Origin of the sequence: Campylobacter sp. JMF_06 NA1 (assembly GCF_027737785.1) — a bacterium.
Classification (GTDB): domain Bacteria; phylum Campylobacterota; class Campylobacteria; order Campylobacterales; family Campylobacteraceae; genus Campylobacter_B.
In genome coordinates this window covers 197,328-209,339 of record NZ_JAOVUA010000002.1, presented here as the reverse complement: position 1 = coordinate 209,339, position 12,012 = coordinate 197,328, and the positions used below count along the sequence as shown (strand labels likewise).

The following is a 12,012-nucleotide window of genomic DNA, read 5'->3' as shown; positions in this document are numbered from 1 at the left end:
CTCCTTAAAAACTGATTTCTTTGATATCGGCGATTTTTTTGAACGCATTGTAAATTTGACCCACATTTGCGATACGATTTGCCCTGATAGCCTCGTCATCTACATTTATCATTACTTTTTCAAAAAACATATCGATTTTATCTTTCAATCCAAAAAGCGCATTTAGGTAGGCCTCGGGCTCGTTTTGGCTCACGCTAATCGCCTTAAACGCCGAATTTAGCTCGCCCTCAGCTTCGTTTTGGAAAAGCGCTTCATCGACAGCACCGATTTTTTCATCTTTTATGATATTTGATAGGCGTTTGAAGGTGTCGAAATTATCCTTAAATTTCTCATCTTTTGAAATTTTATCCAGCGCCATAATCGCGCTACCAAGAGCCTTTATATCATCTTCGCCGCTGTTTAGGCACGCTTTTATAATAGATGGATTGACATCGTAAATAGCATAAAGTCTATCTTTGATAAAATCCAACAATTTATCGCTATCAAGCCCAGAATATTGCACCGCTACATTTTTAACCAGCGCCCCCAAATCCAAATTTAGCCCCAAATTTTGCACGATTTTGATAATTCCAGCGGCCGCGCGGCGCAGTGCGTAAGGGTCTTTGTTTCCGCTTGGAATTTTATTTATGCTAAATAGACCTGCTAGGCTTTCAAATTTCGTAGCAACCCCCACGAGCGACGAAAACACGCCCACAGGAAGCTCGCTGTCCTCGGAATTTGGCAGGTATTGCTCATAAATCGCGCGCGAAATTAGCTCGTTTTTGCCCGCATGCGCGGCGTAGTAGCTTCCCATAATGCCTTGAAGCTCGCTGAATTCGCCCACCATAGTGCTAACCAAATCCGCCTTGCTAAGCATTATCGCTTCTTCTAGCGCGCCAGTATAATCCCCACCAAACTCGGCTCTTAGCTCTTTATCCCAAAATTTAGCAATCTCTTTTGCGACAGAGATTTCACGGACTTGCTTATCATAAATCGAGCCAAGCCCGCTTAGATACGAAACGCTTTTTAGTTTTTCTGGATTTAGCCCTGATTTTAGATCGCTTTGCCAAAAAAACATAGCATCGCTTAATCTTGCGCGCAAAACCTTCTCATTTCCGCGCACGATTAGGCTGTTATCATCGGTGATTGCATTGCTTGCGACGACGAAATGATTGCTTAGCTTGCCATTTTTGAAAACTGGGAAATAGCGTTGATTTTCCTTCATCGAAGTGATGATTACCTCTTTTGGCACTGCCAAAAATTCAGCCTCGAAACTGCCAAGTAGCGCGGTTGGGTGCTCGGTAATGGCGACAACCTCGCTTAGCAAATCCTCGTCGATTTCGATTGTAACGCCATTTGCGCTCTCGATTTCTTTAAATTCGGCTAGAATTTTTTCTTTGCGTTTTTGTGCGCTTAAAATCACACCGTGTTTTTCCAAAAGCGCAAAGTATTCCTCTGCGCTAGTAAATTTGACCTTTTCATACCCAAAGCTTCTGTGTGGGAAAAACGCTAGCTCGCTTTTTACGCCGTAAATTTCAAACTCCACGCTATCATTTCCTAGCAAGCAAGCCACACTTCGAAGCGGGCGGATAAACTCGAATTTGCCCTCGCCCCAGCGCATAGCTCTACCGAAATTTAAACTACCCAAAAACTCCTCAATCATCGCACCTAGCACGCTTTTGCTAGGCTCGCCTTTTTGCACGCTCTCAAAATACAGCACCTCTTTGCCATCAATTTCTTTGAATTTCAATTCACTCTCGCTAATTCCACATTTGCTAGCAAAGCTTAGCGCAGCCTTGCTCCATGCGCCGTCTTTTAGGGCAACTGATTTTGGCGCACCAGTTTGCACGATTAAGCTGTCGCTTTGTGTGCTAGCGAAATTTTCGTGGCAGATGACAAATCTGCGAGGGGTAAATTCGAAGCTAAATTCGCTTTGCAATCGGTATTTTTCCAAAACCGCACTCCATTTTGGCGCAATGTTTTTGTATTCCTTCAAAAACGGGATTGCTGGGAGTTCTTCTACTCCAATTTCAATAAGTAATTTCATTTTTTTCTTCCTTTTCTTGATTTCGTTTATTATTTTTTTCTATCATTTGTTTGTTAAACCCGATGACCAAAAACGCCATAAACAGCACAAATGCGGTCATCATAAGCAGATGTATCATTGAACTATAAACTCCTTTTGCTCATCATAAATCGTAAAATACGCATTGTTAAATTTTGCGTTTTTTTGATTTTTGATTTTGCCTTTTTTGGAATAAATTTTATATTTTCGCCCATTTACCACGATTTGCCCGTCCGTCACATCGCCCCAGATTTGCGCTACGACATCGCCAGGGGAGATGGTGTGATAGTTAATCTCTTTTAGCGTATATTTTTCGATACTGCCGATATTTCCGTGGTTTTTGAGGATTTTTACCTCGCTAAGTTCGAATTTTTTCCTATAAATTTTAGCTTTTTGCACGACAAGATCTAGCCTATCGCCCACGCTAACGCCACTTAGCCCATACACAAACACACCCTTGTTACCTTGCGAAATCGCGCTTCCGTGCTTGTCAGTGTAGGTTACGACTGCGTTTTTTAGGATAAATGGGGCAGAATTTACATCGCCGTAAATTTCAGAAATTTGCGCCTCTTTTAACTCTAAATTTGGGTTTTGCACAGCTAAGCTTTTGGGTTTGTTTGGCGAAATTTTTTCACTGCTTAAAACAAAGCTAAGCGCGATATGATCGGAGCTTTGTGCTATGCTTTCGGCCTTAAACGAGCCTTTTTTATAGCCAAATTTTGCCTTGCCAAAAAAATCATCGCTAAGTAAAATATGATCTAGCAAAGCCCCGCTATCGTGAGATTTGCACGCGATTAGTTTATTTGCGAAACAGACATTATCGCTCCACAAATCGACAAATTTGCCCTCGCCCAAAATTTCGTTTAAAAGCGAATTTTTGCCAATGCCGGTGTTAAAATCGCCCAAAATCACGCTATTTTTTTTGTTTTTTATGATTTTTGCTAAAAAATCAAAACTCTTTTTTCTATCCCCGATAGGATTGCGTGCAGAAAGCATGTGCAGGGCATACACGCTAAATCTCGCCCCCTCAAACTCGAAATCCGCTCTTAATATATCACGAGTTTTGACACTACTCATGCGGTAATACTCGCTCGAAATTATCGGTATTTTTGATAGCACCGCCACGCCAGCTGGGGCTGATTTGGGGTTTGAAAATTTATAAAATTTATACTGCGTTTTGTTTGCCAAAGCTTTTAAAACGCCTTCGTTTTCAATCTCTTGAAGTGCGATTATATCGGCGTTTATCTCTAAAATTTCGCCCGCAATTTTATTTAATTTTTCTTTATATTTTGCCTTGTTCCATTTGCCAGATTCCAAACGAAAATCCTCGTATTCGTTGCCATTGTTTTCGCCGTCAAAGAGGTTTTCGACATTGTAAGTGGCGATTTTCAGCTCTGCGCCAAAGAGTGCGAGTGCGACGAAAAGAAGGGCTAAAATTCGCAAATCTCGCTCCTAAAATCAAATTCGCCCAGATTTTGGCGAATCGCCTCGTATGTGATAATGCCCACGCTCGTGGCCAAATTTAGACTTCGCCCAAGCGCGGTCATGGGGATCGTAATGCAGTTTTCGCGGTTTATTCTCATTATATCAAGTGGCAGACCATGCCCCTCTGCGCCAAAAAATATAAAATCATTTTTTTGAAATTTTGCCTCGTAATACAGCTTGTTTGTCTTGGTCGTAGCGAAGAAAAATCGCTCTTTGTGCGCCTCGTTTGCCGCGTAAAATTCGTCCCAGCTCTCCCAAACTCTCAAATCCAAATTCGCCCAATAATCAAGGCCAGCTCTTCGCAAATGCTTATCATCAATCACGAAGCCAAGCGGTTTGATTAGGTGCAACCTAGCTCCGCAATTAACGCACATGCGCCCAATCGAGCCTGTGTTTGTGTGGATTTCGGGATTTACTAAAACGATATTAAACATCAAGCCTTCCTTATTAATTCAAACCGATGATTTTACTAAAAACTCTCTAAATTTACGCTTTTTTGGGCGATTTTATGGTGTGAATTTAAAAACTCTTTTATCTCTATTTTTTGGCGATTTTTAAGCTCCAAGCCCAAATTTTTGCCACTAAATCCCTGCTTTACAAGCTCATCGCCACAAATTTTGGTTTTAAATTTTTGCTCATACACTCCAAGTTTTTTAGCGCGATTTATGCGAGTTTGGTTATACACACCCAGCCACAAATTTATCGGCATTTGCAGTGAAATTTGCATTAGTTTTTCATCGTTAATTTTTTTATAAAACGGCTCGTTTATAATGCGTCTAAAATGCGAATTTAGCTTTAAATTTTCTAAAATTTGCTTTTTGTCTAAGCTTAACAAATTTAAAACAGCGTATAAAAAAAACGCCTCGTCGCTTACAAATTTTCGCCCATTATCAATAAAATTTGCGATTTTTACGCACCGCTCCCGCGAAATTTGCACGCCAAAAATTTTCTCAAACAGCCCCAAATCGTGCAAGATTACTAGCCCCAAACCCTGAAATTTAGCCCTAAAAAGCTTGATTAGCTCAGCGCAAATCCGCTCCACACTCAAATCAGAAGTATCGATTTGGCGCATTAATTCCAAACTTTTTGGCTCGATATCGAAGCCAAACCTCGCCGCAAACTGCACCCCACGATACACTCTTAGGCTATCTTCGACGAAGCTTTTTTCATCGACAACGCGCAAAATTCGACCCCTTAAATCATTTAACCCGCCGTAAAAATCCAGCACCTCGCCACTAAAAATATTTATCATCATCGAATTTATCGTAAAATCCCTGCGCCTAGCACCGATTTTTTCGTCATTTGCAAGGGCGACTTCAAAGGCTTTGTGCCCCACTCCGACCTTGTTTTCGGTGCGAGGCAGAGCAATGTCGAAATTGTGAAATTTATAGACAAAAAACTGCTTTCCAGTCCCAAGTGCGCCAAGCTCGCCCATAATTTCGCTAAATTTTTGCGGATTTATATCATAAACTTCGATGTCGATGTCGCCGCTTTCGCGCCCCAAGAAAAAATCGCGCACGAAACCGCCGACGAAATACGCTCTTTTTGTATATTTTTTAAGAAGGTCAAAAATAGCGATAAAATCGCTATTTTGATAGATTTTCAAGTCTGTTTTCGATACTCGCAAGTAAAAATTCCATAAATTTCAAATTCAGCTCGACCCTAGCCTCGATATCTGCGCTATCGAAGGAATTTAGCCCCTCAAAAAGCACCAATATCCGCTCTCTAACCGCGCTTAAAAACGCCACCTCATCGCTATTTGCGCTAGCCTTGCTTTTAGGCGCATTAAAATTCATCTCGCTAAAATTCAAGCTATCATCATCGCCCAAATTTTGCGCAATCTCGTCGCTGTTTAAATCAGCGCTCAATTCATCGTTTGAGTGCTCGATAAACTCAGCAAAACTCACCGCGCTGGTAGAATTTTGTGAATTTTGCGAATTTTGCACCTGTTTTTGCGCTTTGATTTCGCTTTTTACAGCGTTAATGATATCGTTAAATTCGTTCTCATAATCCATTTATTAGCCACCTTTTAAGCTCACGATTTTTATGCCCACCAGGACTTAGGAAAATCTCGCTCATTTGCATATTTACACCGCTTTTTATCCTGTGATTTAATCTCACTCTGGCAAATGCCACCCTAGCGTCGCTGTCGTTTGGATCTACGCGCAAGAGCGTGCGCGCAAGTGCCAAAGCGCCGTAAAAATCGCCCTCACGCTCCATTTTTAGGATTTCTTCTATCGCTTCGCCCATTTTGCGCCCAGATTAAAATTTATGCGTATAATCGCTGATAATAGAGCCAATCTCGCTAGTAGAGCAGATCTCTTTGGCATCAAATTTCGCTATATCTTTGGTGCGGTATCCATCGCGCAAGACCGATTTCACGGCGTTTTCGATACACTGCGCCGCTTCGGTCTCATTAAATGCGTATCGTAGCATCATCGCAGCACTCATTATAGTTGCGATCGGATTTGCGATTCCTTGACCTGCGATATCAGGCGCAGAGCCGTGGATCGGCTCGTAGATTCCTACCTTACCACCGATACTAGCACTCGGAAGTAACCCAATCGAGCCACAAATCATACTCGCCTCATCGCTTAAAATATCGCCGAATAAATTCTCGGTTAGCAATACATCGAACTGCTTAGGATCGCGCACGAGTTGCATTGCAGCGTTATCGACATACATTTGCTCGACCGCAACTTCTGGATATGATTTTGCCACCTCTGCGACTACTTCGCGCCAAAGCTGGCTTGTTTCTAGCACATTTGCCTTATCGACTAGTGTGATTTTTTTGCCCCGTTTCATCGCTGCTTCAAAGGCGATTTTCGATACTCGCTCGATCTCTTCGTAGCTATAAACCATAGTGTTAAAAGCGCTTTTTTCGTGTTTTTCGCGTGGTTGTCCGAAGTAAATTCCGCCCGTTAGCTCGCGCACGACCAAGATATCCACGCCTTTGACGGTCTCTGCTTTAAGAGTGGAAGCGTTGATTAATTCATCAAAAATGATTGCCGGGCGCAGGTTTGCAAACGCACCAAGCTCTTTTCTAAGTTTCAAAAGTCCGCTTTCAGGGCGCAAATGTCGCGCTAAATTGTCCCATTTAGCCCCGCCAATCGCACCAAAAAGCACAGCGTCGCTTGCTTTGGCGGCATTTAGTGTCTCATCAGGGAGCGGAACGCCGAAAATATCGACAGCGCAACCACCCATTAAATGGTAGTCGAAATTTAACTCAAAGCCAAATTTATGGCTCACACTATCTAAAACCTTAACCGCTTCTTCCACGATTTCAGGGCCGATTCCATCGCCTTTTATGACGCAAACATTATAAGTTTTCATAAATTTCCTTAATTATTTCATTTGAGATTTCGCATAATTTATCGCGCCACCTGCATTTAGCAGTTTTTGCATAAATGGTGGAATTGCGCCGAATTTATACTGCGTATTTTGGGTCAAATTTTGGATTATTCCCTTATCTAAATCAATTTTTAGCTCATCGCCTTCGCCAATTTCATCAGTTTGGTCGCACTCTAAAATCAAAAGCCCCATATTGAAGCTGTTGCGATAAAAAATCCTAGCGAAATTTTTCGCGATTACGCACGAAATACCTGCCGCTTTTAGCGCCATTGGAGCGTGCTCTCTACTGCTGCCGCAACCAAAATTTTTACCAGCTACGATGATGTCGCCTTGCGAAATTTTGTTATAAAAATCCTTGTCAGCGTCCTCCATAATGTGCTTTGCAAGCACATCTGCATCAGATGTATTCAAATATCTAGCCGCGATGATGATGTCCGTGTCGATATTGTCTGCAAACTTCCATACTTTTGCCATAATTTTCACCTTTTCAGTTTTAAAATAAACTTTTGATTTTAGCAAAACTTAGATTAAATTTAAATCAATTTAGCCAAAAAACAGCGTATGAATTTTGCAAAATTTCAAAAATTCAGCCAAATTTTAAATTTTGAAATTTTGCCCTAAATTTGGGAATTTTTTATAAATTTAAGTTTTGCTTTATAAAATTTGGGTATAATTAAAGGTTATTTTTGCAGACAAGGAGATTTGATGGCAGTATCAGCAAAAGAACTTAACTCTACGCTTGAACAATTTTTTGAAGAAAACCAAAAAAGCTATATAACCTTTGAAAGATTGATTAAATTTTTCGATACAGCTCCAAAGACAGCTGTCGTAAAAAAAATCGAAACTCTTATCAAAAAATACGATGTGGAGCTTATTTCGGCTGCTGAAATTTCAAAAATCCGAAATATCGAGGACGCAAAATTAAAAGAAGCTACCCAAAAAAGGCTACTTGACGAGGGCTGGGACGATGATTTTGATATCTCAAATGATGTCGAGCTTTTGGAGTGGTCGCGCTCTGATAGCCCAGTGCGTATGTATCTGCGCGAAATGGGGCAAATCCCGCTTCTGACCAAAGACGGCGAAATAGAAATCAGCAAAAAAATCGAGCTTGGCGAGGATATCATCATCGATGCGTTTTGCTCTGTGCCATACCTAATCGACTTTATTTTGGATTACAAAGAGCCTTTAATCAACCGCGAACGCCGCGTAAAAGAGCTTTTCAAAAGCTTTGATGATAGCGACGAAGAGGGAGCTGAGGACGAGGAAATCGACGATGATTTTAGCGATGATGAGAGCGAGGGCGAAGACGAGGAAAAAGAGGTCAAAAAAGCCCCTAAGAAAAACGACAAACGCACTCTAAAAGTCATCGAAAGCTTCAAAGCCCTAGACAAAGCCAAAAAAGAGTGGATGAGATTTGCCGAAAAAAACGCCGAACAAATCAAAGATAGCAACGACACACTATCTAAGCTAAATTTGGCATTTAAAAAGAAAATTTTAAAAGAAAAACTTATGGATTTGGGCCCAACTAGCAAACTAATTACCGAAATCGTAAAATCAATGGAAACCGCCCTTAAAAGCGATGCAGGGTTTGACAAAGAGCTAAAACGCCTAGAATACAAGCTTCCAATGTTTAGCCAAGAGCTTCGTGAAAACCACGAAAAAATCCTAAAAGACATAACAAAACTAAGCAAAGAAGATATCATCGCCCGTGTGCCAGAAGCGACTATGGTATCGACTTATGTGGATATCAAAAAGCTATTTTTGACAAAAGAGGCAAGCAAAAAAAGCTTCAACTTAGAGCCTGAGAGACTAAAAGAAATTTTAGAGCAAATCAAGCGTGGCAAACGCATAAGCGACAACGCAAAAGCGCGCATGGCAAAGTCAAATTTGCGCCTAGTTGTGAGTATCGCCAAACGCTACACAAACCGCGGTTTGCCGTTTTTGGATCTAATCCAAGAGGGAAATATCGGACTTATGAAGGCTGTGGATAAATTCGAATATCGCAGAGGATACAAATTTTCTACATACGCCACATGGTGGATACGCCAAGCCATATCGCGCGCAATCGCCGATCAAGCCCGCACAATCCGTATCCCAATCCACATGATTGAAACTATCAATCGCATAAACAAAATCACACGCAAATATATCCAAGAAGGTGGCAAAGAACCAGATATCAATGTCATCGCCGAGGAAGTGGGACTTAGCGTGGATAAGGTCAAGCAAGTCATCAAAATCACAAAAGAGCCAATCAGCCTAGAAGCGCCAATCGGCAACGAAGACGACGGTAAATTCGGCGATTTTGTCGAGGATAAAAACTCAATCTCGCCAATCGAGCAAATCCTAAAATCAGATTTAAAAGAGCAAATCGACGATATTTTAGAGCAGTTAAACGATCGCGAGCGCACGGTGATTCGCATGAGATTTGGGTTATTAGACGATGAGAGCGACCGCACCTTAGAGGAAATCGGCAAAGAGCTAAATATCACCAGAGAGCGCGTGCGCCAAATCGAAAGTTCTGCGATCAAAAAGCTAAAACACCCAAAAATCGGTCGCAAACTCAAAACCTACATTGAATCTTAAAATTTAAATTTCGCCCATTTTGGGCGAAATTTTACTCCGTCTTATGAGCAAATTCGAAATTTTCAAATCCACAATACCGGTTATGTTAGGCTATATTCCGCTTGGAATCGCGTTTGGAATTTACGGCATTTCGCAGGGATTGGAGTTTTGGGTGATGATGATAACTAGCGTGCTAGTCTATGCAGGGAGCGTGGAGTTCGTGCTGGTGGCGTTTATCGTAACTGGCGCTTCGCTGATAGATACCTTTATCATCTCGTTTTTGCTAAATTTTCGCCATTTTTTCTACACAATGTCGCTCATCGACGAACTGCGCGCAATTCCACGCAAAATTTATCCCATTTATGCGCTTACTGATGAGACATTTGCTCTGCTTAAAACTCGCGTTTTTTTAAGCGATGATGAGCGCAAAAATGGCATTAGCGAGCAAAGAGCGCGCGAGCTAGGGCTGATTTATAATCTCACGGCTGTTTTTAACCACTCGTATTGGATTAGCGGTGTGGCGATTGGATCAATCCTTGGAGCTAGTTTAAATGTCGATTTTAGCGGGGTTGAATTTAGCCTTGTGGCGCTTTTTGCTATGCTAAGTTACGAAATGTTTAAATCAAACCCACAGCATAAAATTTTGATTTTTAGCCTTATTTGCGCATTTGCGGGGCTGTTTGTATTCCCCGTGAAATACTATCTTTTTGGCACACTGCTTTGCGCGATTTTTGCACTTTTAGCATTTCGCAAATTTTTCGAAAGGCCCTAGTAATGGAGATTTTCGCATATATCGCAATGGCTAGCATAGCTACCGTGCTTACGAGATTTTTGCCGTTTTGGCTCTTTAAAAAAAAGAGCAAAAACCCCACGCTCGTGTATCTGCAAAAAAACTCTGGGCTTGTGATTATGATAGCGCTTATGATTTATGCGCTAAAAACTATGATTCCAAAATTTAGCGAAAATGGCGAAAATACCGCATTTTTCGCCACTATTTGCGGGCTTGTGTTTTGTCTAGCTCTCTCGTTTTTGGCGCACGCTAAATTTAGAAATTCACTGATTACAATCGCAGTTCCGACGCTTTTATACACGATTTTTCTGCGATTTATATGAATTTTAAGATAAATTTCGCTAAATTTAAAAGTTAATTTTTTATTTTAAAGAAGGTTTAAGCTTTATGCAAATAATCACAAATTTTATCCAAAATTTTGCCAAAAAATATGCTAGTAAAACAATGCAAAATTCACTTTATAATTCCCTTAGAATCGACATTTCTGACCAAAATATAGAGAAAATCCCCGATCCAGCGAAAAACTACATGCTCTACATGCATGTGCCGTTTTGCCACACATTTTGTCCGTATTGCTCTTTTCACAAATACGCCTATGACAAAGACGCCTGCAAAGCCTATTTTAGCGCACTTAGAACAGAAATGCGTCGCACAAAAGAGGCAGGGTATGATTTCAAAACACTTTATGTCGGAGGTGGCACAACCTTAATCGACGAGGACGAGCTTTTGCGCACATTGGAGCTTGCAAAATCGCTTTTTAATATCGAGGAAATTTCATGCGAAAGCGACCCTAACCACATCGACCCTGCCTCGCTTGCAAGGTTTCGTGGGCTAATCGATAGATTAAGCGTGGGCGTGCAAAGCTTCGATGATGAAATTTTGCGCAAGGCTGCGAGATATGAGAAATTCGGCAGTGGCGAGGTTTTGCGCGAAAAATTAAGCAAGGCGGTTGGAGTGTTGCCGATTTTAAGCCTTGATTTGATTTTTAATTTCCCATTTCAAACAAAAGAGAATTTACTCCACGACATCGCTATGGCAAAATCCGTAAATCCAGAGCAAATCACCATGTATCCGCTAATGAAATCGCCTCTAATGCGCGATCAAATCGCACGAAATTTGGGCATAAGCAGTGTGGATAACGAAGAGGAATTTTACAAAATAATCTGCGATGAATTTAGCTCATGGCACAAAAACAACTCATGGGCGTTTGCGCGAAAAAGCTCAAATATCGCCGATGAGTATGTGGGCGCAAACCACGAATATTTGGGCATTGGAAGTGGTGCATTTAGCTTTTTGGACGGCAGACTTTTGATAAACGCTTTCAACCTAAGCGATTATTCAGCTCGTATCAAAGAGGGCAAAAGCACAGTGATTGCCACATGCGATTTTAGCGAGAGCGAGAGGGCAAAATATATATTTTTGACCGAGCTTTTTAACGGCGAGATTGACATGGCAAAATTCCGGAGCGCAAACGGCATAAATTTACGCAAAGAGCTAGGGCGCGAAATCTCGCTACTTAGGCTGTCAAACGCAATCAGAGTGGAAGGTGGCAAAATCATTACGACGCAGTTTGGAAAATATCTTTGCGTGATTTTGATGAAGGAGTTCTACACCGGCATGGATAAGGTCAGAGCGACCTTCAAAGATGACGCTAAAATCAAGCACGCAAAGCATATTGCGATTATGGAAGAAGAAGTGCAAAATGCGCAACAAATTGCTTAAATTCGCTCAAATTTTAAACCAAATTTAACGATTAAAAAGGTAAAATGTGCGCAAAATT

General features: G+C 41.3%; 13 protein-coding genes. 4 read left to right on the top strand and 9 right to left on the bottom strand.

Annotation, left to right across the window (positions count from 1 at the left end; translation table 11 throughout):
• Positions 1 to 4 precede the first annotated feature (4 nt).
• Genes glyS through OFO07_RS03775 form a run of 9 tightly spaced genes read right to left on the bottom strand, consistent with a single transcriptional unit; the run spans position 5 to position 7,354 of the window.
• Positions 5 to 2,026, bottom strand: coding sequence for a glycine--tRNA ligase subunit beta (glyS, locus tag OFO07_RS03815; RefSeq protein ID WP_270870991.1), 2,022 nt, complete (start codon positions 2,024 to 2,026; stop codon positions 5 to 7).
• Positions 2,010 to 2,144, bottom strand: a complete 135-nt coding sequence (locus OFO07_RS03810) for a hypothetical protein (RefSeq protein ID WP_270858223.1) — start codon at positions 2,142 to 2,144, stop codon at positions 2,010 to 2,012. Before OFO07_RS03810 ends, glyS begins: the two co-directional genes overlap by 17 nt.
• Positions 2,141 to 3,487, bottom strand: a complete 1,347-nt coding sequence (locus OFO07_RS03805) for an endonuclease/exonuclease/phosphatase family protein (protein WP_270870990.1) — start codon at positions 3,485 to 3,487, stop codon at positions 2,141 to 2,143. Before OFO07_RS03805 ends, OFO07_RS03810 begins: the two co-directional genes overlap by 4 nt.
• A complete protein-coding gene (locus OFO07_RS03800; protein WP_270870989.1) occupies positions 3,475 to 3,963 on the bottom strand; it encodes a tRNA (cytidine(34)-2'-O)-methyltransferase in 489 nt (162 codons plus the stop codon). Before OFO07_RS03800 ends, OFO07_RS03805 begins: the two co-directional genes overlap by 13 nt.
• Before the next feature lie 35 nt (positions 3,964 to 3,998).
• Positions 3,999 to 5,156: a CCA tRNA nucleotidyltransferase gene (locus OFO07_RS03795; protein WP_270870988.1), complete on the bottom strand. Its 1,158-nt coding sequence runs from the start codon at positions 5,154 to 5,156 to the stop codon at positions 3,999 to 4,001.
• A complete protein-coding gene (locus OFO07_RS03790; RefSeq protein ID WP_270870987.1) occupies positions 5,116 to 5,544 on the bottom strand; it encodes a CiaD-like domain-containing protein in 429 nt (142 codons plus the stop codon). The genes OFO07_RS03795 and OFO07_RS03790 overlap by 41 nt, the downstream gene beginning before the upstream one ends.
• Positions 5,534 to 5,779 carry a hypothetical protein gene (locus OFO07_RS03785; RefSeq protein WP_270858229.1) on the bottom strand — a complete coding sequence of 82 codons (246 nt, stop codon included), beginning with the start codon at positions 5,777 to 5,779 and terminating at the stop codon, positions 5,534 to 5,536. Before OFO07_RS03785 ends, OFO07_RS03790 begins: the two co-directional genes overlap by 11 nt.
• 12 nt (positions 5,780 to 5,791) lie before the next feature.
• The gene (leuB, locus tag OFO07_RS03780) at positions 5,792 to 6,862 is read right to left on the bottom strand and encodes a 3-isopropylmalate dehydrogenase (protein ID WP_270870986.1); all 1,071 of its coding nucleotides are present in this window, start codon (positions 6,860 to 6,862) and stop codon (positions 5,792 to 5,794) included.
• A gap of 12 nt (positions 6,863 to 6,874) precedes the next feature.
• Positions 6,875 to 7,354, bottom strand: a complete 480-nt coding sequence (locus tag OFO07_RS03775; RefSeq protein WP_270868740.1) for a 3-isopropylmalate dehydratase small subunit — start codon at positions 7,352 to 7,354, stop codon at positions 6,875 to 6,877.
• A gap of 231 nt (positions 7,355 to 7,585) precedes the next feature.
• Here OFO07_RS03775 and rpoD point away from each other — a divergent pair, with 231 nt between their 5' ends.
• The 4 genes from rpoD to OFO07_RS03755 all read left to right on the top strand — a co-directional run bounded on the left by rpoD (position 7,586) and on the right by OFO07_RS03755 (position 11,954).
• Positions 7,586 to 9,463 (top strand): RNA polymerase sigma factor RpoD, encoded by a 1,878-nt coding sequence (gene rpoD, locus OFO07_RS03770; protein ID WP_270870985.1) that lies wholly within the window; start codon positions 7,586 to 7,588, stop codon positions 9,461 to 9,463.
• A 43-nt stretch (positions 9,464 to 9,506) separates the two neighbouring features.
• A complete protein-coding gene (locus tag OFO07_RS03765; RefSeq protein ID WP_270858233.1) occupies positions 9,507 to 10,214 on the top strand; it encodes an AzlC family ABC transporter permease in 708 nt (235 codons plus the stop codon).
• Between the two features lie 2 nt (positions 10,215 to 10,216).
• The gene (locus OFO07_RS03760; protein ID WP_270870984.1) at positions 10,217 to 10,555 is read left to right on the top strand and encodes an AzlD domain-containing protein; all 339 of its coding nucleotides are present in this window, start codon (positions 10,217 to 10,219) and stop codon (positions 10,553 to 10,555) included.
• A 64-nt stretch (positions 10,556 to 10,619) separates the two neighbouring features.
• Entirely contained in the window at positions 10,620 to 11,954 is a 1,335-nt protein-coding gene (locus tag OFO07_RS03755) for a coproporphyrinogen III oxidase family protein (protein WP_270870983.1), read from the top strand.
• The last annotated feature ends 58 nt before the right edge of the window (positions 11,955 to 12,012 follow it).